This window comes from Acinetobacter sp. A1-4-2 (assembly GCF_040233925.1).
Classification (GTDB): Bacteria; Pseudomonadota; Gammaproteobacteria; order Pseudomonadales; family Moraxellaceae; genus Acinetobacter.
The window spans coordinates 1,959,898-1,984,055 of record NZ_CP157981.1 but is presented as its reverse complement, the minus strand read 5'-3'; the positions used below and the strand labels follow the sequence as shown (position 1 = coordinate 1,984,055).

The 24,158-nt window shown below is 42.8% G+C and carries 24 protein-coding genes and 1 pseudogene; 11 read left to right on the top strand and 14 right to left on the bottom strand.

Annotated features, from left to right (window positions below; all coding sequences use genetic code 11):
* The first annotated feature begins 37 nt into the window (after positions 1-37).
* Positions 38-607 (top strand): YceI family protein, encoded by a 570-nt coding sequence (locus ABJ384_RS09785; RefSeq protein WP_180082243.1) that lies wholly within the window; start codon positions 38-40, stop codon positions 605-607.
* 41 nt (positions 608-648) lie between these two features.
* On the opposite strand, the gene ABJ384_RS09780 is transcribed toward ABJ384_RS09785, so the two are convergent.
* The gene (locus ABJ384_RS09780) at positions 649-1,539 is read right to left on the bottom strand and encodes a LysR family transcriptional regulator ArgP (protein WP_349927036.1); all 891 of its coding nucleotides are present in this window, start codon (positions 1,537-1,539) and stop codon (positions 649-651) included.
* Between the two features lie 119 nt (positions 1,540-1,658).
* On the opposite strand from ABJ384_RS09780, the gene ABJ384_RS09775 reads away from it, so the two are divergent.
* On the top strand, positions 1,659-2,258 hold the full coding sequence (locus ABJ384_RS09775; protein ID WP_180082241.1) for a LysE/ArgO family amino acid transporter: 600 nt from the start codon (positions 1,659-1,661) through the stop codon (positions 2,256-2,258).
* 76 nt (positions 2,259-2,334) lie between these two features.
* On the opposite strand, the gene ABJ384_RS09770 is transcribed toward ABJ384_RS09775, so the two are convergent.
* From ABJ384_RS09770 to dapD, 5 genes are all read right to left on the bottom strand, one after another.
* Complete coding sequence (locus tag ABJ384_RS09770) at positions 2,335-2,793, bottom strand: peroxiredoxin (RefSeq protein ID WP_180082240.1); 459 nt, start codon at positions 2,791-2,793, stop codon at positions 2,335-2,337.
* Between the two features lie 155 nt (positions 2,794-2,948).
* Positions 2,949-3,362 carry a hypothetical protein gene (locus ABJ384_RS09765; RefSeq protein WP_166167210.1) on the bottom strand — a complete coding sequence of 138 codons (414 nt, stop codon included), beginning with the start codon at positions 3,360-3,362 and terminating at the stop codon, positions 2,949-2,951.
* Between the two features lie 13 nt (positions 3,363-3,375).
* On the bottom strand, positions 3,376-4,047 hold the full coding sequence (gene queC, locus ABJ384_RS09760; RefSeq protein WP_086196161.1) for a 7-cyano-7-deazaguanine synthase QueC: 672 nt from the start codon (positions 4,045-4,047) through the stop codon (positions 3,376-3,378).
* 39 nt (positions 4,048-4,086) lie between these two features.
* Positions 4,087-4,797, bottom strand: coding sequence for a 7-carboxy-7-deazaguanine synthase QueE (gene queE, locus ABJ384_RS09755; protein ID WP_180082239.1), 711 nt, complete (start codon positions 4,795-4,797; stop codon positions 4,087-4,089).
* 130 nt (positions 4,798-4,927) lie between these two features.
* The gene (dapD, locus tag ABJ384_RS09750) at positions 4,928-5,749 is read right to left on the bottom strand and encodes a 2,3,4,5-tetrahydropyridine-2,6-dicarboxylate N-succinyltransferase (protein WP_180082238.1); all 822 of its coding nucleotides are present in this window, start codon (positions 5,747-5,749) and stop codon (positions 4,928-4,930) included.
* 302 nt (positions 5,750-6,051) lie between these two features.
* On the opposite strand from dapD, the gene carO reads away from it, so the two are divergent.
* Positions 6,052-6,804, top strand: a complete 753-nt coding sequence (gene carO / locus ABJ384_RS09745; protein WP_349927031.1) for an ornithine uptake porin CarO — start codon at positions 6,052-6,054, stop codon at positions 6,802-6,804.
* 770 nt (positions 6,805-7,574) lie between these two features.
* Here the strand turns inward: carO and ABJ384_RS09740 are convergent.
* From ABJ384_RS09740 to ABJ384_RS09710, 7 genes are all read right to left on the bottom strand, one after another.
* A complete protein-coding gene (locus ABJ384_RS09740; protein WP_086196157.1) occupies positions 7,575-8,498 on the bottom strand; it encodes a CysB family HTH-type transcriptional regulator in 924 nt (307 codons plus the stop codon).
* A gap of 53 nt (positions 8,499-8,551) precedes the next feature.
* Positions 8,552-9,613, bottom strand: a complete 1,062-nt coding sequence (locus ABJ384_RS09735) for a sulfate ABC transporter ATP-binding protein (RefSeq protein WP_180082236.1) — start codon at positions 9,611-9,613, stop codon at positions 8,552-8,554.
* A gap of 11 nt (positions 9,614-9,624) precedes the next feature.
* Positions 9,625-10,518 carry a sulfate ABC transporter permease subunit CysW gene (gene cysW, locus ABJ384_RS09730; RefSeq protein WP_086196155.1) on the bottom strand — a complete coding sequence of 298 codons (894 nt, stop codon included), beginning with the start codon at positions 10,516-10,518 and terminating at the stop codon, positions 9,625-9,627.
* Positions 10,515-11,348: a sulfate ABC transporter permease subunit CysT gene (gene cysT / locus ABJ384_RS09725; protein WP_180082235.1), complete on the bottom strand. Its 834-nt coding sequence runs from the start codon at positions 11,346-11,348 to the stop codon at positions 10,515-10,517. The genes cysW and cysT overlap by 4 nt, the downstream gene beginning before the upstream one ends.
* Before the next feature lie 85 nt (positions 11,349-11,433).
* Positions 11,434-12,039, bottom strand: a complete 606-nt coding sequence (locus ABJ384_RS09720; protein WP_180082234.1) for an alpha/beta hydrolase — start codon at positions 12,037-12,039, stop codon at positions 11,434-11,436.
* A 27-nt stretch (positions 12,040-12,066) separates the two neighbouring features.
* Positions 12,067-13,080, bottom strand: a complete 1,014-nt coding sequence (locus tag ABJ384_RS09715) for a sulfate ABC transporter substrate-binding protein (RefSeq protein ID WP_180082233.1) — start codon at positions 13,078-13,080, stop codon at positions 12,067-12,069.
* 178 nt (positions 13,081-13,258) lie between these two features.
* Positions 13,259-14,263: a sulfate ABC transporter substrate-binding protein gene (locus tag ABJ384_RS09710; protein ID WP_180082232.1), complete on the bottom strand. Its 1,005-nt coding sequence runs from the start codon at positions 14,261-14,263 to the stop codon at positions 13,259-13,261.
* A gap of 160 nt (positions 14,264-14,423) precedes the next feature.
* Here ABJ384_RS09710 and pabC point away from each other — a divergent pair, with 160 nt between their 5' ends.
* The 4 genes and pseudogenes from pabC to ABJ384_RS09690 all read left to right on the top strand — a co-directional run bounded on the left by pabC (position 14,424) and on the right by ABJ384_RS09690 (position 17,389).
* Complete coding sequence (gene pabC, locus ABJ384_RS09705) at positions 14,424-15,236, top strand: aminodeoxychorismate lyase (protein ID WP_180082231.1); 813 nt, start codon at positions 14,424-14,426, stop codon at positions 15,234-15,236.
* 1 nt (position 15,237) lies between these two features.
* A complete protein-coding gene (mltG, locus tag ABJ384_RS09700) occupies positions 15,238-16,284 on the top strand; it encodes an endolytic transglycosylase MltG (RefSeq protein WP_180082230.1) in 1,047 nt (348 codons plus the stop codon).
* 9 nt (positions 16,285-16,293) lie between these two features.
* Positions 16,294-16,899: a dTMP kinase gene (gene tmk / locus ABJ384_RS09695; RefSeq protein ID WP_349927026.1), complete on the top strand. Its 606-nt coding sequence runs from the start codon at positions 16,294-16,296 to the stop codon at positions 16,897-16,899.
* Between the two features lie 75 nt (positions 16,900-16,974).
* Positions 16,975-17,389 (top strand): annotated as a pseudogene (locus tag ABJ384_RS09690) (PaaI family thioesterase).
* A 67-nt stretch (positions 17,390-17,456) separates the two neighbouring features.
* On the opposite strand, the gene nadB reads toward ABJ384_RS09690, so the two are convergent.
* The gene (gene nadB, locus ABJ384_RS09685; RefSeq protein WP_166167177.1) at positions 17,457-19,100 is read right to left on the bottom strand and encodes an L-aspartate oxidase; all 1,644 of its coding nucleotides are present in this window, start codon (positions 19,098-19,100) and stop codon (positions 17,457-17,459) included.
* A 226-nt stretch (positions 19,101-19,326) separates the two neighbouring features.
* On the opposite strand from nadB, the gene ABJ384_RS09680 reads away from it, so the two are divergent.
* From ABJ384_RS09680 to lepB, 4 genes are all read left to right on the top strand, one after another.
* Positions 19,327-20,709, top strand: a complete 1,383-nt coding sequence (locus ABJ384_RS09680; protein ID WP_180042265.1) for a Do family serine endopeptidase — start codon at positions 19,327-19,329, stop codon at positions 20,707-20,709.
* 137 nt (positions 20,710-20,846) lie between these two features.
* Complete coding sequence (locus ABJ384_RS09675; protein WP_180042267.1) at positions 20,847-21,308, top strand: thioesterase family protein; 462 nt, start codon at positions 20,847-20,849, stop codon at positions 21,306-21,308.
* Positions 21,309-21,481: 173 nt separating this feature from the next.
* Complete coding sequence (gene lepA / locus ABJ384_RS09670; RefSeq protein ID WP_086196143.1) at positions 21,482-23,299, top strand: translation elongation factor 4; 1,818 nt, start codon at positions 21,482-21,484, stop codon at positions 23,297-23,299.
* Positions 23,300-23,319: 20 nt separating this feature from the next.
* The gene (lepB, locus tag ABJ384_RS09665) at positions 23,320-24,147 is read left to right on the top strand and encodes a signal peptidase I (RefSeq protein ID WP_180042269.1); all 828 of its coding nucleotides are present in this window, start codon (positions 23,320-23,322) and stop codon (positions 24,145-24,147) included.
* The last annotated feature ends 11 nt before the right edge of the window (positions 24,148-24,158 follow it).

Below are 24,158 nucleotides of genomic sequence, written 5' to 3'. Positions count from 1 at the left end.
CGAGGCAGAACATTGCCACGACGCAGGAGTGGATAAGATGAATATCCAAACCACATTGCACAGTGTCCTGATTGTCGGTGTAATCCCTTTGGGTATCGTCGCACAGGTCAATGCACAGGAATGGACACTGACTCCACAAAGCTATGTGGGCTTTGAGGTGAAGTCGATGGGCTTTTCAACCGTAAAAGGCAAGTTTGAACAGGTTCAGTCCAGTATGCGCTTTGATCCTGCAGCACCTCAGAATGCCTCGGCACGGTTTGTGATGCAAGTAAATAGCCTAAGCTTGAGCAAGCCTTCACTGAAAAATATGATTTTAGGTGAAGATTTATTTTATGCAGAGAAGTACCCAACAGCGACTTTTAACAGTCATGAATTTCTCGCTTTGGGGAATTATCAATACAAGATCAAAGGTGATCTGACCCTGCGCGGTATTACCCGGCCGGTGATCCTTGATGCGTCCCTAGAAGCCAATCCATTTGATCCACAACTTATGAATGTAGAAGCTACAACTATGGTTAAGCGTAGTGATTTTGGCATGAAAAAGGCATTTGGCGGCATCGGGGAGAAAGTCAATATTGAAGTATCTGGGCAATGGCAACGCAAATGAGCAGTAGGATTTGCCACAAAATATCTGCTGATTTCCATTTTTTAATTCATCTGATGTTGAGCCTTTTCCAGCAGGTCAATCGTCAATTGTTGCAGTAGCACAGATTGCTGCTTCCAGTGATGCCAATACAATTTCATCTCGGTTTTAGCATTTGGCATAATTTCAACCAGTTTCCCGGTTTGAAGATCATCACCAATTTGATATTCCGGCACCAAACCGAAGCCTAAATCCAAATGTACTGCTTCTACAAATGCAGTGGAGGAGGGAATAAAATAATGCGGATAACTTTGCTGATTTAATCCAAACAAGTTCAGAATCACCTGATGATGCATCAGATCTTTGCCATTAAAAATAATGGCTGGGGCATGTCTTAAGGCATCGCGGTGAATACCATTTTTAAACCACCTTTCTACAAAGGAAGGTGTTGCGACCATGCGATAAGTCATCTGTCCCAGATAATGTACTTCACAGCCTTTCATGGCTGTGGATTCAGTCGAGATGCAGGCATTAACCAAACCGGTTTCAAGCAGTTGATGGGTTTGGGTCTGGTCATCCAGAGACAACTTCAGAGCAATTTTATGCTTGATTAATGTGCTTTGCAGAACTTTGAGCAGCCAGGTTGATAAAGAGTCAGCATTGGTGGCAATACTGAATTGATGAAACTCATGCTGGCTGGATTGCCCCATAAATTGTTGTAAAAGATTCTGTTCACGTAGACGTTGATGCTGTAGATGTTCCAGCAGCTTTTGACCGGCTTGCGTGACCCGACAAGGACGTTCGCGCAGCAATAAAATCTGTCCCAAATCTTTTTCCAAAGCCTGCACCCTTAAGGTTACCGCTGATGCAGTAATACACAGTCGCTGTGCAGCTTCATCAAAACTGCCGGATTCTGCCACAGCAAGAAAAGCTTCGCAGGATTTACTTGAAAGCATAGGGTGCTACCTAAGAAAAACTGAATTAAATTGATATTTTCTTAATCATACTTAATTTATGCTTCAAGCTGGGATAATGCAAGACACGATTTTTGAATGATTTTTAAGTTTTATTGTGTATGTTAAATAGTGCCTTACATGGTTTTGTTATGGGTTTAAGCCTGATCGTCCCGATTGGCGCACAAAATGCTTTTGTGTTGAAACAAGGTTTAAAACAGCAACATGTGTTTGCCATTTGCCTGTGTTGTGCCTTGTCTGATGCGATATTGATTTCATCCGGAGTGCTGGGCTTTTCAGAGCTGGTCATGTTGCATCCGTATTGGCTGAATATTGCCAAGTATTTCGGTGCAATTTTCTTGCTGATATATGGAGCACAACATTTTTATCAGACCTGGAAGGGTGAGCAGCGTTTAGATGTCAGTCAAAACGAAGCACCTTCTTTATGCAAGATCTTGTTCATCTGTTTAGGCTTAACCTGGCTGAATCCACATGTCTATCTGGATACGGTGGTATTATTAGGCTCGATCTCGACACAATATCCAGACACGCAACTGTATTTTACCTTGGGAGCAATCAGTGCCTCATTCCTGTTCTTTTTTAGCTTGGGCTATGCAGCACGCTATTTGCAACCGATTTTCCAACGGCCACAAGCCTGGAAAATACTGGATATGTTGATTGGCTGTGTGATGTGGTCTATTGCCATTTCCCTATTAAAATAAGTGAGCGGAACACAAAAGAAAAAGGCATGAGCAATACTATTTCTAGTTAAAAATCATGCCTTTTAATAATGAAAAATTAAGCTGCTTGAAGTGCTTTTAAGTCTTCCAGTACCTGTTCGGCATGTCCTGCAGCTTTTACTTTACGGTATTCTTTGACCAGTTGACCGTTATGGAAAATAAAGGTGGAGCGCTCGATACCCATCACTTTTTTACCATACATGTTCTTTTCTTTAATCACGTCAAAAAGATTGCACAGCACTTCTTCTTTATCGCTAATCAGGTTAATAGTCAGATTTTGTTTTTCAGTGAAGTTCTGATGAGCTTTCACCGAATCACGTGAAATCCCAAGAATGGTGGTATTTAAGGCATCAAACTGGTCTTTCAGGCATGAAAAACCGATCGCCTGTGTAGTACAGCCCGGAGTAGAATCTTTAGGATAAAAATAAATAATCAGCCATTCGGTTGATATTTCAGTCAGGTTAATTTCACCGGTTGTGGTCGGGAAGGCTTGATTCGGCAGCGTAATAGCAGACATGGCTTCATCCTTATAAAGTCGAATTTGTCATATTGATCTTAAGTTTATGCTGCCATGATAGCGAATTTAACGATGTTTATGCTGAAGTAGGAAAGGTAATTTTCACAAATAAAAAAGCCTGCAATTATGCAGGCTTTTATTCAATCTAAATCAACTTATTTTTTAGGTTGTTGAGCAGATTTCATTGCCGCTTCACTTAAGCTTTTAAGCTTGCCAGTAAGTTCTGGTCCAAAACACGCTTGCAGATCTTTATTTTGTTTTTGCACAAAAGCTAAAGTTGCAGGACTTTTCTTCTGGTTAATGGTGCTTTGGATTTCCCATTTTTGTGCGTTGGTTAATTTACCATCTGCTTCCACTGCACATGTACAGTATTTGCTTACTTCAGCAGAAGTAAGTTTTTTACCTTTAGCAGTTTCTTCTTTACAAACATTAATTAACGCAGATTTTACATTGGTGCTTTTATAAGCTTCCTGAAGCTTATTTGTTTCGGCTGCATTTGCAGCAGTCGCCATCAATGCGACTGCAGAAACCAATGTAGAAAGAATAATGTTTGATTTCAAATTTTTCATTTACTGTACCCTATTATGACGGTATATAACGTGTCGGATCTACGATACCTGCATCAGCAAAACCTTGTTTACGTAAGCGGCAACTATCACATTTGCCACATGCACGTCCTTGGTCATCTGCCTGGTAGCAAGACACTGTTTGACTGTAGTCTACGCCATGTTCTATACCTAAGCGAATGATATTTGCTTTGGATAAATGTAACAAAGGTGTTTCAAATTTAAGCGGTTTACCTTCTACTCCAACCTTGGTGGCCAGACGTGCCATGTTGGCAAAAGCCTCAATAAATTCAGGACGACAGTCTGGATAACCCGAATAATCAACGGCATTGATGCCAATCACAATGGCTTCTGCACCAAAAACTTCGGCCGCTGCGAGCGCATAGGAGAGAAATATTGTGTTACGTGCTGGAACATAAGTTACAGGAATACCTTCTTGTTCATGTTCTGGTACGTCAATGCTATGGTCTGTTAACGCAGAGCCACCCAAGTTACCCAAATCGATATTAATCACACGATGTTCTACACCAGCACGCTGGGTTAATGCTCGAGCAGCATCTAGTTCAGTGGTTGAACGCTGCCCATACATGAAACTTAAAGCAATACATTCATAACGTGCTTGCGCCCAAGCCAAACAAGTCGTTGAGTCTAAGCCGCCAGATAATAAAACTATGGCACGAGGGCGCATATTAAAGTCTCCAAAAAAATAAGTAACAACAAAAATGGATTAACGACCGGTTTCATCATTCCAGAGCAGTTTATGTAACTGTAGCTGGAAACGGACAGGGAGATGGTCATCTAAAATCCATTGAGCTAAATCACGTGCAAGTTGAGGTAATTTCACCGCACCTTTTTCTATGGCAAAAGCAGGAGAGAACCAGACGTTACTGACTTTATCGGCAAGCTGGAATTGTTCAACCTGCTGTTTTGACCATTCATAGTCTTCACGGTTACAAATTACAAACTTGATCTGATCGTGTGGGGTTAAAGAATCAAGATTACTAAGCAAATTTCGTGCAACTTCTCCAGAAGTTGGCGTTTTTAAATCCAGTACTTTGGAAACTCGCGGATCAACCTTGGATACATCCAAAGCTCCACTGGTCTCGAGCGACACTTCACAGCCTAAGTCAGCTAAACGCTGCATCAGGGGCAGGGCGTTAGGCTGTGCCAATGGTTCACCACCGGTCACACAAATATAGGGTGTTTTAAAATCGAGTGCAGTTTGAATAATGTCGTCTAAGGACTGGCGTTCGCCACCTTCAAAGGAATAAGTAGTATCACAATAAGTACAACGTAACGGGCAACCGGTTAAACGGATAAATACGGTCGGTAATCCTGCAGCGTTGGCTTCACCTTGTAATGAATAGAAAATCTCCGTAATACGTAACCCCGCAGACGGATCGGTAACAGGAATAGCGGAAGATCGAAGAGTACTCATAACAACATAATCCAGCTCAGGATAAATAACACAGTATAAAAATAAAAATCCCTACGGCTATTGCTAACCGTAGAGACGAGGAGCGGCTGAAGCTCCGAGGAACAATCAATGTTCCGCAAAAGACTACATCTTAGTCTTCGCGCAATAAATCGTTCAGGCTAGTTTTGGCACGGGTTTTCGCATCTACTTTTTTCACGATTACAGCTGCGTACAGGCTGTATTTACCGCATTTAGATGGCAGGCTACCAGAAACAACTACCGAACCTGCAGGTACACGGCCGTAATGGATCTCGCCAGTTTCACGGTCATAAATTTTGGTGGATTGACCAATGAATACGCCCATTGAAATCACAGAACCTTCTTCTACAATCACGCCTTCCACGATTTCAGAACGTGCACCAATAAAGCAGTTGTCTTCAATAATGGTTGGGTTGGCCTGAAGCGGTTCAAGTACACCACCAATACCTACACCACCAGACAAGTGAACATTTTTACCAATTTGTGCACATGAACCAACAGTTGCCCATGTATCCACCATGGTACCTTCATCCACATAAGCACCAATGTTCACATAAGAAGGCATCAAGACCACGTTTTTCGCCTGGAATGAACCTTTACGAGCAACAGCAGGAGGTACTACACGTACACCAGCAGCTTTAAACTGTTCTTCAGTCCAGTCAGAGAATTTAGTATCGACTTTGTCATAGAAACGAAGATCACAAGCTTCCATTGGTTTGTTGTCGTTTAATTTAAATGATAACAATACCGCTTTCTTAATCCATTGATGAACAACCCATTCACCGTCGATTTTTTCAGCAACACGTAAAGTACCATTGTCCAGGCCAGCAATGACTTCCTCAACTGCTTGACGGATTTCAGCAGAGCAATCGGCTGCTGTGAAATTCGCACGGTCTTCAAACGCTTGTTCAATGATTGTTGAAAGCTGAGACATGATCTTCCTTCCAGAAAAAAATTTTTAAGATTTTACACTATATTGAGATATAAATAGATGAAAAAGTGGCTTTGGATCGGAATTAATTATGAAAGATGGGCAAAATGGGAGCGAAAATCGGCTACACAGATAAATAAACAAAAAAATGATTTAATAATCAAAAACAAATAGAAAATGTATCAAAAAATAACAAAAACTAAGCAAATTTCGAATAAAAGTTGAGCAATTAATATTTTATAGTTCTAACTATTAGATAGAAAAGCACTAATGACGAAATAGAAACCTTTTTGAGGAGATCTACAATGAAAACTTTAGCTACGCTTTTAGCAGTATCGGTATTGACCTCTGTCGCCGGAACAGTCATGGCAGCTGATGATGCAGTCGTTCAAGATGGTTATGCATTTGAACGTAACCAGCTTATTCCAACTGGTGTCCGTGCTGAAGTAGGTACAACCGGTTATGGTGGTGCATTACTGTGGACTGCAAACCCATATGTCGGTTTGGCATTGGGTTATAATGGCGGCGATATCTCTTGGTCTGATGATATCTCGGTCAATGGTTCAGACTATGACATTGATATGGAGAATAAAAATACCTATTTGAATGCTGAAATTCGTCCTTGGGGTGCAAGTGAAAATAGATGGGTGCAAGGTCTATATATGGCCGCTGGTGTAGCCTATTTAGATAATGAGTATGAACTTGATCGCCGTGTAGGTGCGGGAGAAGGTTTTACCATTAACCATACAGACTTTGTAGCGGGTGCAGATGGCGCTCATATTAAAGGGACCATGGATTACAAAAATGACATTGCTCCATATTTAGGCTTAGGATGGGCGCCTAAGATTAATAAAAATTGGGGCGTATTTGGTGAAGTCGGTGCTTACTATGCCGATAATCCAGATGTTAACTTACAGTTAGTCAGTGGTGGTGCGGCTGATAACCCAACACGCGGTTCACTGGTTGACAATATTGCAGCTGATGAAACTAAAATTGCGACTGATGACAAACACAAATGGCTTCCTGTAGGTAAAATCGGTGTAAGTTATCATTGGTAATAAAATAGTAGTCTTTAAAAAAACGAGCTTCGGCTCGTTTTTTATTTTTAGACAATGCAGCTATTTTTGCTAGAAGCGGTAACGGAGCTTAAGGCCATAAGCAACAGCCTTGTTATGGTTTACTGAAGATAACATACCAAACAGACTACATGAACCCTATTGATTTTGCTTAACTTTGGCTTTGTTGAGTCTTTATACCCGCGACAATAAATACATTAGAGTACATAGGATAAAAACTACCGATACCCAAACTATAAGCATAGCTGACATCTGTGGCAAAAGCTTGATCGTAGATGAGCCCAAAAGACCAGTGAGTGTGAGTTTGCAATTTAAATGCAACATTTGAAATATAAAAAGAATGGGCAAAATTTGGGGTAGAAATTTAAGTAAATGTTGAGGGGGGTATTCTGGTTTGGCTGAAGTGTTTTACCTGAAATATTGGCATCTACAATGGCCGTTGAGAACTCGGCTTAATAATCCGGCTGTAAAAAAGAGGTAATGGATTGGTTAGAGCTTTCCAGTGCTGCAGTATGTAGAGGTCGCTAGTCATGAAAACACCAATACTGAGACCAAATGCCTTAGCTTATATAGATATCCCCATTCAATTTTTTCTTTTGTGATTTTATATAGAATGAGCAAGTATTATGTGAGGTTTTTATGTTTAAGTGATTGAAAAATTAAATTATTTTTATAAATCTAGTTTTGCAACGACAGATGAATTTAAAAAGGGATATTTTTTATATCCCTTATTTAAAAAAATCATGAAATGCTTATTCTTCTGGATAAGCTACTTTTTTCAGGGCCTTAATGTCGGCTTCTGGCGAGCAGAGTGAAATAAACTCATAACCATAACCGCGCAGCAAATGACCTTTGCGCACTGCAATCCAGGTAGTATTTACCCCAAAGATATCGGTTGGAATCTGTTTGAGTCGATAGTCACGTTCAGCATCATAAGCGACATTGTTGACAATACCGACGCCCATATTCAATTCAACATAGGTTTTGATGACATCTGCATCCAGTGCTGACATCACAATATCAACATCAATACCTGCCTCTTCAAAGGCTTTGTCAATTTTAGAACGACCTGTGAAACCGCCATGGTAGGTGATAATCGGATATTGCGCCAAGTCTTCCAGCGTAATGTCTGTCTTGTTGGCAAGTGCATGGTTTTGCGGGGTAATAATACTGTGCTGCCAATTATAATAAGGTACGCTGGCCAGGTTCTCCTCAGTAGTTAGCGACTCGGTTGCAATACCAATATCTGCTTCACCTTGCAGCAACATTTCGGTAATTTCAACCGGGCTGGCCTGTTGCAGAATCAAATGAACTTTTGGAAATTCTTTTTTAAACTGGTTCACAATCGGCGGCAAGACATAACGCGCCTGGGTATGCGTGGTTGCAATGGTCAACGTACCTTCATCGACGCGGTTAAAATCATCTGCCAGACGTTTAATATTGTCTGCATCAACCAGCATACGTTCCACAATCCCGAGTAAAGACTGGCCAGGTTCGGTCAAGCCCAGCAAACGTTTACCTTTACGGATAAACAGCTGTACGCCCAGTTCATCTTCTAAATCTTTAATATGCTTACTGACGCCAGATTGTGACGTATAAAGTGCTGCCGAAGCTTCAGTTAAATTAAAGTTTTGTCTAACAGTTTCTCGAATAATTCTTAATTGTTGGAAATTCATAATGCTGTTTACCCTAAAGAGGATGGGGCTGTTTTTGCCCCATCTATTTGTTATTAAGCGACGTCATTGGCAAACAGGTGCAATCCCGTTGGACTTAACCACACTGTTTGATTTGGTTTAAATTGATGTAACTTCGCTTCTTCAGAATTAAGCGAAATTTCAATTAAATTGCCCTGACGATCTTGAAGTTCAGCAATAACCTTGCCGGCAATCCAGATTTCACGCAGGAAAGTGGCCTGAATGGCATTTTCTTGCGGTGTTGCATGAATGCGTAATTCATTTGGACGGGCAAAGGCAATCACGTTGCCTTGCGGAGCATCTTTCACCTGCGGTAGTTGCAGACGGTCGTCACCAATCTGGATAATGCCTTGCTGGTTTTGACCTTCGAAACGGTTGGCCTGACCCAGGAAGTCGAATACAAACGGTGTTGCCGGTGTTTCATAAACTTCACGAGGTGAACCAATTTGCTCGACATTGCCTTTGTTCATCACCACGATTTGATCGGCTACTTCCAGAGCTTCTTCCTGATCATGAGTCACGAAAATTGAGGTGATATGCAATTCATCATGCAAAGTACGTAACCAGCGACGCAGCTCTTTACGCACTTTGGCATCGAGTGCGCCAAAAGGTTCATCCAGCAATAATACACGAGGTTCAACCGCCAAAGCACGTGCCAGGGCAATACGTTGACGTTGTCCGCCCGAGAGTTGTGCAGGATAACGGTCGGCCAAAAAGCCCAGCTGAACCAGATCAAGCAAACGGGTCACACGTTTTTTAATTTCAGCTTCTGATGGTCGGGTAGAACGAGGGCGCACACGTAAACCAAAGGCAATGTTGTCAAATACCGTCATATGACGGAACAAGGCATAATGCTGGAATACAAAGCCGACTTCACGTTCACGTACATGCACATTGGTTGCATCTTCGCCCTCAAGAATCACCTGACCGCCATCTGCCGATTCCAGCCCTGCGATAATACGCAGCAGGGTGGTTTTACCGCAGCCAGATGGGCCGAGTAATGCCACCAGCTGACCATCGGGAAAGTCGAGCGAGATATTTTTAAGTGCATGGAATGCACCAAAGTGTTTTTCAATATTTTTAACTTGAATACTCATGATGTCATTCCTTAAGAAACTGTTGAATCTTCATTACGTTTGTTTTGTTTTTCCTGGCGCACTTCTACCCATGTTTTCAAGATCAGGGTCACAATTGCCAGTAAAGCCAGAAGCGATGACACTGCAAATGCCGCACTAAAGGTATATTCGTTGTAAAGGATTTCAACATGTAGCGGCAGGGTATTGGTTTCACCACGAATGTGACCCGACACCACCGATACTGCACCGAATTCACCCATGGCACGGGCATTACACAGAATCACGCCGTAAATCAGACCCCATTTAATGTTGGGTAAGGTCACTTTCCAGAAAGTTTGCCAGCCTGAAGCACCCAGTACAATTGCCGCTTCTTCTTCCTCGGTCCCTTGCGCTTCCATCAGGGGAATCAGTTCGCGCGCCACAAAAGGCACAGTAATAAATACGGTTGCCAGTACAATGGCAGGAACGGCATACAAAATTTTAATGTCATTGTCCATCAGCCAGCCGCCAAGCCAGCCTTGAGTACCGAAAATCAGCACCAGCATCATGCCTGCGATAACTGGAGAAACCGAGAAAGGTAGATCAATAATGGTGGTGAGAATGGATTTGCCACGGAAATTAAACTTCGCCACCGACCATGCGGCTGCTACGCCAAACACCACGTTTAATGGCACGGCAATTACAGCGGTCAATAAGGTCAGTTTCACCGCAGACAAGGTGTCTGGATGCACCAGTGCCTGAAAATAAACACCAACCCCCTGTTTAAATGCTTCAACAAAGACCAGAATTAAAGGCAGAATCAAGCAGCTTAAAAAGAAAATCAGCGCAATCGTAAGCAGTAAATAACGAACCCAGACCGGTTCACGCGTCGCATCGCGGGACTGTAATTTCTCAGCCAAAGCATTGCTGTTGGTGATTAAACTCATCGTGCTGTTCTCCCGGTACGTTTGCTTGCCCATGCTTGGAGCAAGTTAATCAGGAATAAAATCGCGAATGACAGGACCAGCATTACCACAGCAATGGTGGTTGCACCGGCATAGTCATATTCTTCCAGACGGGAAATAATCATCAATGGCGCGATTTCAGTTTCAAATGGCTGGTTACCTGCAATAAAGATCACGGAACCATATTCACCTACACCGCGTGCAAATGCCAATGCAAAACCAGTCAGTAGTGCTGGAAACAGAATGGGTAGGATAATTTTGCTGATAATCTGAAAACGGTTCGCACCCAATGCCGATGCTGCTTCTTCAAGTTCGGTTTCAAGATCACTCAGTACAGGCTGTACGGTACGTACCACAAAAGGAATACCAATAAAGATCAGTGCCAGAGTAATCCCGATCGGGGTATAGGCTACTTTAATTCCGATTGGTTCCAAATACTGACCGATCCAGCCTGTAGGTGCATATAATGAGGTTAGGGCAATACCCGCCACCGCTGTAGGCAGGGCAAAGGGTAAATCGACCAAAGCATCAATAATGCGTTTACCGGGAAAACTGTAACGCACCAGGCACCATGCCAGTAACAAGCCAAACACCACGTTGACTAAGGCTGCAATTAGGGCAGCGCTAAAACTTAACTGCAAAGATTTTAAGATACGTTCTGAACTTAAAATTTCCCATAAACCGTCCCAGCCTATACCTAGCGATTTGATAAACACCGCAGATAATGGAATAAGCACGATTAATGATAGATACGCTAGGGTAAAGCCTAGAGAAAGACCAAATCCTGGCAGCACTCGGGATCGCTGCGACATGATGATTCCTTAAAAAGAGCGACTACTGACCAATAAAGTCAGCGAAAATAAAAGTTTAATTCGGCACAAGCATAATTTGCAGGGTTTAAATTGCAAATTTGAAAAAGCACTTGCTATCATCAGTAAAATTGATATGTTGCAGCACATTTTCTGAAATTAAATAATCATAAATTTCAGGAAAAGGCCCAAAACCGGAAGCAACATTAATATGTCCAACCTGACCCAGATTAACCGGATTAAGTTCCCACGCCTTTGCAAGTTGCTGGGCATCTTCAAAATTTAACCAGGGATCGTTTTCACTGATCAGTAAAGTCGTTGGCACGGCAATTTTCAGCTGATGAAAATAGCATTGGTAATCTTGCTGGCTATCACGTGAAAAACCGGCTTCGCCAAAACGGGCAGGATTGGCAGGTGCAACCAGAATCAAATTTTTAATTTTTTGATTGAGTTCCGGGTGCTGGGCTAAAGCTGCCACAGTAGTTAAACAACCAAAACTATGCGCGACAATCTGGATGCTGCCCTGAATAGGCGTCACGGTCTTTACAAACTCGGCAATCCAGTTTTGTAACACAGGGGTGTTCCAGTCCTGTTGTTGCACACGGGAGCATGACATGAGTTGTCGTTGTAGCCACGACTGCCAGTGTGCGTGTTCACTGCCACCTACGCCTGGAACAATTACGGTATGAATCATGTCGATGCTCCTGTTTATCGAATGCGATTATTTTGCACTATTGGCTTTAACAATTTGGTCAAATACACCGCCATTTTCAAAGTGCGCTTTTTGAACTTTGCTCCAGCCGCCAAATTCCTGATCGATGCTGACCAGTTTTAAGGGCTTGAATACCTTGCTGTATTGCGCCAGTGTTTTTGCGTTGCGTGGACGGTAAAAGTTTTCAGCCGCAAGTTGCTGGCCGCGTGGCGAGTAAAGGAAATTTAGGTAACCTTGAGCCAGGTATTTATTGCCTTTTTTCTCTGCATTTTTATCTACAATCGCCACGGGTGGCTCAGCCAAAATAGACAGAGATGGCGTGATAATTTCAAATTTTCCTGGCTGTTCACGAAGGGCTAAGTGAGCCTCGTTTTCCCAGGCCAACAGCACATCACCAATGCCACGTTCTGCAAATGTTGTGGTTGAACCGCGTGCGCCAGAATCGAGAACCTTGGTGTTTTTATAAATTTTACGCACAAATTCTTGGGCAGTTTTGTCATTGCCACCCGCCTGGTGTTTTGCCCAGGCCCATGCCGCTAAATAGTTCCAGCGTGCACCGCCAGAGGTTTTAGGATTTGGTGTAATAATGCCTACCCCCGGCTTAACCAGATCACCCCAGTCCTTAATGTGTTTTGGGTTGCCTTTACGTACTAAAAATACGATGGTAGAGGTATATGGCGTTGAGTTATGTGGCAGCTTCTTTTGCCAGTCTGCAGGTAACTGTCTGGTTTTTTCCGCAATTACATCAATGTCGGCAGAAAGTGCCAAAGTCACCACATCGGCATCCAGCCCATCAATGACCGCACGTGCCTGTTTGCCAGAACCACCGTGTGACTGCTTGAAGTTAATTTTTTGTCCGGTACGGCTTTCCCAGTATTTGCTAAAATTTTTGTTCACGTCTTCATAAAGTTCGCGTGTTGGGTCATAAGAGACATTGAGAAAATCTTTCGCTGCAGCACCTAAAGAAATGGTAGATATAACTGCTGCTAAAACTCCAAGTTTCAATTTTGCCGAAATGCTCATGCGAACCTCAATATTCTTAATGTGTTTCATTACAGGGGTACAGAATAGCTATATTCTTTATGCATAAAAAATAATAAAAAATGAATTTTATATGAATAAAAAAGATAAATAGGGCTGGATTCATAAAATAAGCACCAGCCTTATGAATAAAACTGATGCTTTGTTTGCTTGACTGAGATTATTTGGTGCTATTGGCTTTTACGATCTGGTCAAATACGCCGCCATTTTCAAAATGTGCTTTTTGAACTTTGCTCCAGCCGCCAAATTCTTTATTAATGGTGACCAGTTTCAAGGGTTTGAATACGGATTTATGTTTTGCCAGTATTGCTGCATTGCGCGGACGGTAGAAGTTATTGGCAGCAATGGTTTGACCTGCAGGTGAATATAAATAGTTGAGATAAGCTTTGGCTAAATTCAGGTTGCCGTCTTTCTGTGCATTCTTCTCTACAATCGCCACAGGGGGTTCAGCCAAAATAGACAACGACGGTGTGATAATTTCGAACTTGCCCGGTTGTTCACGAATCGCTAAATGAGCTTCATTTTCCCAGGCCAGCAATACATCTCCAATGCCACGTTCAGCAAATGTCGTGGTTGCACCGCGTGCACCAGAGTCGAGGACCTTGGTGTTTTTATAGATTTGACGTACGAACTCCTGTGCTTTGGCATCGTTACCGCCTGGCTGATGTTTCGCCCAAGCCCATGCTGCCAGATAGTTCCAGCGGGCGCCACCAGAGGTTTTAGGGTTTGGGGTAATAATGCCGACATTATTTTTGACTAGATCGCCCCAGTCTTTAATGCCTTTCGGGTTGCCTTTATGTACCAAAAAAACGATGGTAGAGGTATAGGGGGTAGAGTTATTCGGGAATTTTTTCTGCCAGTCTTTTGGAAGCAAATTTGAGTTTGCTGCAATCGCATCGATATCTGCTGCAAGTGCCAATGTCACCACATCGGCACCCAGACCATCAATCACGGCACGTGCCTGTTTGCCAGAACCGCCGTGTGACTGTTTAAAATTAATATCTTGGCCTGTGGTTTTCTTCCAGTATACAGCAAACTCTTTATTGTAGTTTTCATACAATTCACGCGTTGGATCATAGGAAACGTTTAAAAAGTCTTTTGCCAGTGCAGTAAAAGACGTTGCTGAAATAAGAGCTGCTAAAACCCCGATTTTTAGTGAGCGCATTTTGCTATCCTTTGAATTATTAATGTTTTGTAACGGAGCCAAGCATAGCGTCATCTTTTTTGTTGAAAAAATAATAAGAAACGAATTTGATATTAATAAAAAAGCTATCAATTAAGCGCCACTATTTTTAAACTAGGTCATCATTTGCAGGATGTTTGTTATGCCATGTTTTAAGAATGCACGGGAAATAAATGAAGTGTCATTACAGGACCGTGCTTTTCATTACGGAGATGGCTGTTTCACCACGGCATGTGTTCGGCATGGCAAAATTGAACTTGAAAGCCTGCATCGGGCACGGCTACAGTTAAGTTGTGAACGGCTGATGTTGCAGGCAGATTTAAGCTGCATTGAAAAAACTTTGGCTGTATTGCAGCAGCAGTTTCTTGAACTAAATGGCACATTAAAAATCATCATCAGTCGCGGTGAGGGACAACGCGGCTATAGCCTGCCTGAGCATCCGGCAGATGTCTGGGTGTTTTTTTATCCCCAAGCAGTCGATGATTTTCAGATAGAGAAAATTAAATCTGGGGTGTTACAGCAAGCCTTGGGCTTGAGCATGCCGGCTTTGGTGGGATTAAAAAGCCTGAACCGTCTGGAACAGGTCTTATTAAAACATGAAGCCGATCAACATGGCTGGGCTGAAGCTTTAGTGACCGATGTACAAGGCAGTGTTGTTGAAGGCGTAAGCAGTAATTGTTTCATTCGTTTAAACAATATCTGGATTACACCAGAACTTCGCTATAATGGCGTGCATGGGGTGATGCGGGCCGAAATTTTGTCCCGAATGCAGCAGCATGGTATTCACTGTGAACAGCGGTTTATTGAAATGGAAGACATTGCAAAATTTGAAAGCCTGTTTTTTTGTAATGCCTTAAGTCCCATGAAAGCTGTGACTGAACTTAACCGGCAACCGTTGAATATTCAGCCGTGTATTGAACTCTTTAATATCCTTCAATTGAATCAGATTCATTAATATGTCTAGCAAAAAGCAAAAATCGAAAAATAAAACTGCATCAGGATTTCCTTTAAAAGGCATCCTTATTTTAATTGCAGGTCTGACGGTATTATTTGCAGTTATCTTGGGTGCCAGCTTGTTCAAGTCCTATCCGGTGCAAGGTGAAAAGCAAATGCTGGCGATTGGAGAGGGTGACAGTTATTCAGGCTTTATTGACCGTCTAGCTCAGCAAGATAAAGTCAGTTTTCCTATTATCCTGAAGCTTTATCAAAAAATCATGATTCATGACAGCATGAAAGCTGGCGTTTATGAAATTCGTCAAGGCATGTCGGTACGTGAAGTGCTGGAACTGGTCTCGAATGCTGAAAATGCACAGATGAACCGCATTCTGGTGATTGAAGGTACGACCTTTAAACAGTTAATTGAACTTCTAAAGAAAGATGATTTAGTCACTAAAGAAGTGTTGAATCTTCCGCAAGATCAAATGCTAAAAGCCTTAGGTATTCCATTTAACCATCCCGAAGGGCTGTTTGCACCAGATACCTATTTCTTTGCCAAGGGTGAAACTGATAAAAAGATTTTGACTGATTTATATAAACGCCAAATGAAGGCTTTGGATACTGCATGGGCCAATCGTGCCAGTGGTTTACCTTATAAGGATAAATATGAAGCGCTGATTATGGCTTCTATTGTGGAAAAAGAAACCAGTCTGGATCATGAGTTAAATCAGGTATCGGGGGTGTTTATCCGTCGTCTGCAACAGGGGATGCGTCTGCAAACCGATCCAACTGTGATTTATGGTATGGGCGACCGTTATAATGGCAATATCACGCGTAACGATTTGCGTACACCTACACCATATAATACCTATACCAACAATGGCTTACCACCAACGCCGATTGCATTGCCAAGTCAAAAAGCGATTGAAGCTGCCATGCACCCGGACAATTCCAGAAATATCTATTTTGTCGCCACGGGTAATGGTGGGCATAAATTTAGCGCAACTTTGGATGAGCATAATCGTGCTGTGCAAGAATATCTAACTGTCATTCGTTCAAAAAATTAAGGAGTGGGGATGTTTATTAGTTTTGAAGGCACTGAAGGTGTCGGGAAAACCACACTCATTGGTAAAATTTATGATTATCTGCAACAGCAAGGTCATGAAGTGGTACTGACGCGTGAGCCGGGTGGCACACCAATGGCAGAACAAATCCGTTCCCTGCTGTTGTCAGTCAACCATGAAGAAAGCATGTCGAATGACACAGAACTGCTTTTAATGTATGCGGCACGTGCACAGCATTTACAGCAGGTGATTGTTCCGGCATTGAAGGCAGGTAAGACCGTACTGTGTGACCGTTTTACTGATGCCAGTTTTGCCTATCAATGTGCAGGCCGCGGCCTAAGTAAAGAAAAATTACAGTTATTGAATGTCAACTTTGTCTCGCATATGCCGAACGTTACTTTTTGGCTGGATGCCCCGACTGAGTTGGGAATGTCACGTGCGCGTGCACGGGGTGCATTAGATCGCTTTGAGCAGGAGAAAGCCACATTCTTTGAGAAAGTACGTTCAGGCTATCAGGAGCTTTGGCAACAGCAGGGGGAACGGATTAAACGTCTGGATGCCACCCAAACACCAGAACAGGTATTCACTCAGGCACTCGCGTGTTTGCAATCGGTGTAGTCATCCCCAGCAATTGGGTTTAAATGAAAAATCTTCTATAGTGGCTAACATTATGGAAGATTTTTTTTATAAACAATGAAAAGTAATAAAGTCGAAATTATTGAATTTTTGCAATGTGAATTTCCGCAAAGCCTGGAAAAATGCGAAATAGAAACAGTCACTGAAAAAGGAGCCACCATCTTATATCATGAATACTGCTGATTTAAGACCGGGTGGAACGGTATCAGGGCCGACCATGATGACCGCTGCTGATTATGCACTGTATATTGCCATACTGGGTGAAATCGGTATTGTGGCCTTGGCTGTCACGACCAGTTTATCCATCAATTTTTTAAGAAAACCGACGGCAGCACAGGATATTCGTGCGGTCTGTCAATTAATGAAAGTGGGCAAGGCTCTCATTGTGGGTGATGTATGGTTATATTCCATCAAGTTAGATGAGCCGATTGCACATGCAGTGGGGACTTATTCCATCCCACCCCGGCAATAAACAGATATCATGCCAATTGAAAAAGCCGAACAAAGATGTCCGGCTTTTTTATTTAGTCTACACGGGTTTAAGCATCTACATTGACCAACGGAGTTTCCACCTGGAAGTTGGGTGGAGTCAGTACCGTTTTACGCAATTCAGGCCCAAGCTCCGGATAATCCAGAGTGTAATGCAAACCGCGTGATTCCTTGCGTGCCATGGCACAGCGCACAATCATCTCTGAAACCAGTACCAGGTTACGCAGTTCAATCAGGTTTTTGCTGACATGGTAATCCTGATAATATTCAGTGATTTCACGCTTCAACATTTCGATACGATGTAAGGCACGTTGCAGACGTTTAGTGGTCCGGACAATCCCGACATAGTTCCACATGGTCTGACGCAGTTCATCCCAGTTTTGCAGAATAACGACATTTTCATCCGGATTCATCACTTGGGAATCATCCCAGCTTGGTGCATCAGGAGAAACATAATCTGGATTGAACAGGCTTTCTATATGTTTGGCTGCACTCATGCCGTAGACAAAACATTCTAAAAGTGAGTTACTCGCCATCCGGTTAGCACCGTGTAAGCCAGTATAAGAGGTTTCACCAATGGCGTATAAACCTTGAAGGTCGGTCTGGCTGTTTTCATCGACCACCACACCGCCACAGGTATAGTGCGCCGCAGGAACCACAGGAATCATGTCTTTGGTAATGTCGATGCCAAGTTCTAGTAAACGGGCATACAGGGTAGGGAAATGTTCTTTCACAAACTCGGCTGGTTTATGCGTGATATCCAGCCAGACATGACGGATACCCAAACGTTTAATTTCATAGTCAATCGCACGTGCCACAATATCACGCGGTGCCAGTTCAGCGCGTTCGTCAAAACGCAGCATAAAACGTTCACCATCAGGCAAGCGTAAATAAGCCCCTTCACCACGCATGGCTTCGGTAATTAAAAAGGAGCGTGCTTGCGGATGATACAGGCAGGTTGGATGGAACTGGTTAAACTCCATATTGGCAACCCGGCAACCGGCACGGTAAGCCATGGCGATACCATCACCGGTCGCAATATCCGGATTGGAGGTATACAGATAGGCTTTCATTGCCCCACCACATGCCAAAGCGGTAGAGGGTGCCAAGAATGTATGGACTTTTTCAGTCTTTTCATCGAGCGCGTATAAACCCAACGCACGATTTTCTTGATCTTTCAGGCCGAGTTTTTTTGAAGTAATTAAATCAATGGCAATATAATTTTCAAAAATAGTGATGTTTTGCTTTTCACGGGCACGTTGCACCAAAGTGGTTGAAATGGCGCGACCTGTCGCATCTGCAGCATGGATGATACGGCGTTGGGAGTGACCACCTTCACGGGTTAAATGCAATTGTTCCTGTTCATCTAAGGTAAATTGCACGCCATGTTTTAGCAGAAAGTCGACCGAAGGTTTGCCGCCTTCTACAGTCTGCTTGACCGCTTCACGCTCACATAAATGTGCACCTGCAATCATGGTGTCATCAATATGCTGTTCAATTGAGTCAGTTTCATCTAAAACCGCCGCGACACCGCCTTGTGCATAAAAAGTACTGGCTTCGGTGAGTGCCGATTTGGCCAAAACAGCAATATTGAAATGATCTGGTAATGATAAAGCCAGGCTTAAACCTGCACCACCACTGCCTACAATGATCACGTCAAAATGATGTGTTGTATTTAAATTAGACATGTTCATCAGCTAATTTGAAAAAAGTTTGCTAATAACACCCCTTTTTTCATCAAAAAACAAGAGCTAATATGCTAATGTATGATGAGAAAAAGTAATAAAGCAACAAACTTTTAAGAAAGATTTAAGCTGTTGTTTATACAAATATAATCAAACATATTATTACCCAAGACAGACATGTTTTATGCTAAATACTGTTTACGCATACTTATAATGAATGGAGTGAATGCTTTATATGAACAATCGCTATATAAAAAAAGGAATGTATGCTGCTGTATTCACCATGGCAGCGATGCAAACACAAGCAGCTTCTTCGGTAGACTTTTCCAATCTGGTTGAACAGGTCAGCCCTGCTGTAGTGAGTGTCAGTGTCGTTAAAAAAATGACTCAGGAAGAGCTGATTCAACAGCAAATTCCTGAAATTTTGAAACGCTTTTTTGGCAATCAGGTGATTGTTCCACAGCAACAGGCTCAGCAAGAGAAAACCGCTTACGGCAGTGCATTTTTTATCAGTAAGGATGGTTATCTGTTAACCAATCATCATGTGGTTGAAGATGCATCTAAAGTGACCATTATGTTTAATGACCGCCGTGAGATTGATGCCACCATAGTTGGAAGTGATGCGCGTACCGATGTGGCGCTACTGAAAGTCAATGGTTCCAATTTCCCTGAACTGCGTACAGGCAATGTAGACCGGCTGAAAGTCGGTGAGCCGGTACTGGCTATTGGTTCACCTTTCGGTTTTGACTATTCTGCATCTGCCGGTATTGTCAGTGCGAAAATGCGTAACATGATGGGCGAAACCTCGGTGCCCTTTATTCAAACCGATGTGGCGTTGAATCCGGGTAACTCAGGCGGTCCCTTGTTTAACCAGAATGGTGAAGTGGTTGGGGTAAACTCGCGTATCTTCAGCGGTACTGGCGGATATATGGGCCTGTCATTTTCCATTCCGATCGATGTGGCGATGGATGTGGCAGAGCAGCTGAAAAAGAATGGCAAGGTCACCCGTTCATATTTGGGAGTGATGTTGCAAGACATCGACCGTAACCTTGCTGAATCTTATAACCTGTCCAAGCCTGAAGGTTCATTGGTGACCCAGGTCGCTCCCAATTCCCCGGCAGCCAGAGCTGGCTTTAAGGCGGGTGATGTGATCCTGAAATATAATGGCTTGCCTATTTCCAGAACCTCTGATTTGCTCAACTACTTAAACCGGACTTCACCAAATCAAAACATTCAATTGCAAGTTTTGCGGGATGATAAGACTCGTAATATCTCGGCAACATTGATGACTGCACCGGACGACACACCGGCACCGGTGGAACAGGCAGCACAAAATAAAGGTCCTGTTTTGGGGGTGACGATTCGTAATTTGACTGCCAGTGAACAATCCCAACTGAATCTTAAAGGCGGTATTCTGATTCAAGAAGTCAAACGGGGAGGGATCGCATCACAATCCCGTATCGCTGTAGGTGATATCATTACTCAAATCAATAATAAAACCATTTTGAATAGTAATGACTTTATTAAGACAGTATCCGAACTGAAAAAAGGTTCAATTGCACGTGTTTCTATTATTCGTCAAGATCAGCGCGCAATTTTAGGCATGCGTATTGAATAGCATGAATCCATCGAACAGAAAACCACTCTACAGCTGAGTGGTTTTTTATATTTTGCAATTTTACTGCGATACAAAATTACGTAGACTGTGTAGCCTTGAAGGTCATTTTTTGCATAGTGTAAGGGTCGGTAAAATAGATGAGCACAGTTTTTGATTTGGAAATCACCGTTCAAGCAAAAGATATTGACAGTCTGGGACATGTAAATAACGTAGTGTATATGCACTGGATGCAGGATGTCGCTACTGCACATATTGAGGCCCTGGGTTTGGGGCTGAATGAATACATGGAACTGAAGCATGCCATGGTTGCGGTAGAGCACCATGTGCAATACCGTAAAGCGGCATTTGAAGGCGAAAAGATTATCTTGCGTACCTGGCTGGATGATATCAATGCCTTGTATTCTTTCCGGCAATATGTGTTTTATCGTCCCCAAGACCAAAGCGTTTTATTTATGGGGAATACCAAATGGGCCTGTGTGGAAATTGCCACAGGTCGGCCAAAACGCATGTCTCCCACTTTTAGCCAAGCCTACCAGCCGATATCGGAACAGGTGAATCCGCTGGATTTTAGTCAGTATGATGCGATGGCTTCAAATTGAGTACATGACTACAATCCGGTTTTATTTTGAAAATAACTGTCAAAGCGAAAAACGAACTCATTATTTAGGATACATTGAAAAATCCATCTGCTATAATCCTACGCAATTTCTATTCAGCTTTTGCCATGCATTAACTATTGGTTGCATGGCGTGTTTTTTTCTCAAGGTAGCCCATGGCGCAAGCTAAAAAATCTGTTGATATTAAAAACATTCGTAACTTCTCGATTATTGCGCATATCGATCATGGTAAATCGACACTGGCAGATCGCTTTATTCAAACCTGTGGAGGTTTGCAAGATCGCGAAATGCAGGCTCAGGTTCTGGATTCTATGGAATTGGAACGTGAGCGCGGTATTACCATTAAAGCGGCATCAGTGACGTTGTATTATACTCATCCGAACGGTCAAGAATACCAATTAAACTTTATTGACACTCCAGGACACGTGGACTTTTCATACGAAGTATCACGTTCGCTTGCAGCATGTGAAGGTGCGCTTCTGGTTGTTGATGCTGCGCAAGGGGTTGAAGCCCAGTCTGTAGCAAACTGCTATACCGCGATTGAACAGGGACTCGAAGTTTTACCAGTACTCAACAAGATTGACTTGCCGCAAGCTGAACCTGAGCGTGTGATCCAAGAAATTGAAGACATCATCGGGATTGAAGCAACTGATGCACCGACCTGTTCAGCGAAAACAGGTCTTGGCATTGAAGGCGTACTTGAAACGCTGGTGAATGTTATTCCTGCACCTACAGGTGATCGTGAAGCACCGCTACAAGCCTTGATTATTGACTCATGGTTTGATAACTACCTCGGCGTAGTGTCTTTGGTGCGTATCAAACAGGGGCGTGTGCGTAAGGGCGATAAAATGTTGATTAAATCAACTGGCCAATCGCACATCATTACCTCGGTCGGTATCTTCAATCCTAAACATACTGAAACAGGCATGCTTGAAGCGGGTGAAGTTGGCTTTATCATTGCAGGGATTAAAGATATTTTTGGTGCGCCTGTCGGTGATACCATTACCCTTGCGACTACTCCTGATGTTGCAACTTTACCTGGTTTCAAAAAGGTTAAACCGCAGGTGTATGCGGGTTTATTCCCGATTGATTCAAGCGATTTTGAACCGTTCCGTGAAGCACTTCATAAACTGCAAATCAATGACTCGGCATTATTCTTTGAACCTGAAAGTTCAGATGCCTTAGGTTTTGGTTTCCGCTGTGGCTTCCTTGGTATGTTGCACATGGAAATCGTACAGGAGCGTCTAGAGCGTGAGTACGATCTTGACCTCATTTCTTCTGCGCCAACCGTAATTTACGAAGCCGTGATGAAGAATGGTGAAACGATCTATATCGACAGTCCATCAAAAATGCCAGATGGTTCAACGGTAGAAGATTTGCGTGAACCTATTGCAGAATGTCATATCCTTGTACCACAAGAATACTTGGGTAACGTGATGACCTTGTGCGTGGAACGCCGTGGTGTACAAAAAGACATGAAGTTCATGGCGAACCAGGTTTCAATTACCTTTGAAATTCCAATGGCCGAAGTGGTCATGGATTTCTTTGATAAATTGAAATCATGTTCGCGCGGTTTTGCCTCACTCGATTACAACTTTATCCGTTTTGAAAGCTCATCGCTGGTGAAGGTTGACGTGCTTATTAATGGCGATAAAGTTGATGCCTTGGCCATGATCTGTCACCGTCAGGATGCACGTCACCGTGGTATCGCCCTGGTTGAAAAAATGAAAGACCTGATTCCGCGTCAAATGTTTGATGTGGCGATTCAGGCTGCCATCGGTGCGCAAATTATTGCCCGTTCAACTGTAAAAGCGATGCGTAAGAACGTATTGGCGAAATGTTATGGTGGTGACGTATCACGTAAGAAAAAACTTCTTTCTAAACAGAAAGAAGGTAAGAAGCGTATGAAGCAGGTGGGTAGTGTTGAAATCCCGCAAGAAGCGTTCCTTGCTGTGTTGAAAGTAGAAAGATAATAATAGGGGTCATATAGCTCATGGATTTTGATTTTAATTTAATTCTCGTTCCCGTCACGCTGATTTTTTTCTTGGTGTGGCTACTGGATAAGTTTGTTTTCAAACAAAGACAAACCTTAGGTAAGGGGAATGAAAATTTCATTATCACATGGGCATATGACTTCTGGCCAGTCCTGGCAGTGGTTCTGGTGCTGCGTTCATTCCTGTATGAGCCGTTTAACATTCCGTCCGATTCTATGGTTCCGACCTTGGAAACGGGGGATTATATTCTGGTCAATAAGTTTAACTATGGTGTGCGTCTACCGATTGTCAATACCAAAGTCATTGACGTTGGTGAACCGGAACGTGGCGATGTGATTGTGTTCCGTTATCCGCCACAACCGACCATCAGTTATATCAAACGTGTAGTAGGTTTGCCGGGAGATCATATTGTTTATGATCATGGACAACTGATTATCAATGGACAAAAAGTGGCGAAAGTTCCAGTGGAATTTAGCCGAGAAAAAGATATTCTCGATACACCAACTTCAATTTACCATCAAGAAACATTAGGCAAGCATACCTTTAAAATGCGTGAGCTTGAAGGTGTAAATGTGGCCCGTCAGGCCCCCTTTATCAACTATGTTGAAAATGGTAAATATTCATCTGAAAATGGTTTATATTGGGAAGTGAAAGTACCTGAAGGTCATTACTTCGCGATGGGGGATAATCGTGATCAGAGTGCTGACAGCCGTTTTTGGGGCTTCGTTCCGGAACAGAATCTAACAGGTCGTGCATTTTATATCTGGATGCATAAAGAACCTGGATTTAAATTACCGTCGTTTAAGCGCAACGGTGCAATTGATTGAGCATGATTGGA

Coding starts and splice junctions, on each gene's coding strand:
- ABJ384_RS09740 (WP_086196157.1), bottom strand. CDS start 8,498: ATGAATTTCCAACAATTAAGAATTATTCGAGAAACTGTTAGACAAAAC.
- tmk (WP_349927026.1), top strand. CDS start 16,294: ATGTTTATTAGTTTTGAAGGCACTGAAGGTGTCGGGAAAACCACACTC.
- ABJ384_RS09720 (WP_180082234.1), bottom strand. CDS start 12,039: ATGATTCATACCGTAATTGTTCCAGGCGTAGGTGGCAGTGAACACGCA.
- lepB (WP_180042269.1), top strand. CDS start 23,320: ATGGATTTTGATTTTAATTTAATTCTCGTTCCCGTCACGCTGATTTTT.
- ABJ384_RS09735 (WP_180082236.1), bottom strand. CDS start 9,613: ATGAGTATTCAAGTTAAAAATATTGAAAAACACTTTGGTGCATTCCAT.
- carO (WP_349927031.1), top strand. CDS start 6,052: ATGAAAACTTTAGCTACGCTTTTAGCAGTATCGGTATTGACCTCTGTC.
- ABJ384_RS09680 (WP_180042265.1), top strand. CDS start 19,327: ATGAACAATCGCTATATAAAAAAAGGAATGTATGCTGCTGTATTCACC.
- ABJ384_RS09780 (WP_349927036.1), bottom strand. CDS start 1,539: ATGCTTTCAAGTAAATCCTGCGAAGCTTTTCTTGCTGTGGCAGAATCC.
- lepA (WP_086196143.1), top strand. CDS start 21,482: ATGGCGCAAGCTAAAAAATCTGTTGATATTAAAAACATTCGTAACTTC.
- ABJ384_RS09775 (WP_180082241.1), top strand. CDS start 1,659: ATGTTAAATAGTGCCTTACATGGTTTTGTTATGGGTTTAAGCCTGATC.
- ABJ384_RS09710 (WP_180082232.1), bottom strand. CDS start 14,263: ATGCGCTCACTAAAAATCGGGGTTTTAGCAGCTCTTATTTCAGCAACG.
- ABJ384_RS09785 (WP_180082243.1), top strand. CDS start 38: ATGAATATCCAAACCACATTGCACAGTGTCCTGATTGTCGGTGTAATC.
- dapD (WP_180082238.1), bottom strand. CDS start 5,749: ATGTCTCAGCTTTCAACAATCATTGAACAAGCGTTTGAAGACCGTGCG.
- ABJ384_RS09675 (WP_180042267.1), top strand. CDS start 20,847: ATGAGCACAGTTTTTGATTTGGAAATCACCGTTCAAGCAAAAGATATT.
- pabC (WP_180082231.1), top strand. CDS start 14,424: ATGCCATGTTTTAAGAATGCACGGGAAATAAATGAAGTGTCATTACAG.
- ABJ384_RS09715 (WP_180082233.1), bottom strand. CDS start 13,080: ATGAGCATTTCGGCAAAATTGAAACTTGGAGTTTTAGCAGCAGTTATA.
- cysW (WP_086196155.1), bottom strand. CDS start 10,518: ATGAGTTTAATCACCAACAGCAATGCTTTGGCTGAGAAATTACAGTCC.
- mltG (WP_180082230.1), top strand. CDS start 15,238: ATGTCTAGCAAAAAGCAAAAATCGAAAAATAAAACTGCATCAGGATTT.
- ABJ384_RS09765 (WP_166167210.1), bottom strand. CDS start 3,362: ATGAAAAATTTGAAATCAAACATTATTCTTTCTACATTGGTTTCTGCA.
- nadB (WP_166167177.1), bottom strand. CDS start 19,100: ATGAACATGTCTAATTTAAATACAACACATCATTTTGACGTGATCATT.
- ABJ384_RS09770 (WP_180082240.1), bottom strand. CDS start 2,793: ATGTCTGCTATTACGCTGCCGAATCAAGCCTTCCCGACCACAACCGGT.
- queE (WP_180082239.1), bottom strand. CDS start 4,797: ATGAGTACTCTTCGATCTTCCGCTATTCCTGTTACCGATCCGTCTGCG.
- queC (WP_086196161.1), bottom strand. CDS start 4,047: ATGCGCCCTCGTGCCATAGTTTTATTATCTGGCGGCTTAGACTCAACG.
- cysT (WP_180082235.1), bottom strand. CDS start 11,348: ATGTCGCAGCGATCCCGAGTGCTGCCAGGATTTGGTCTTTCTCTAGGC.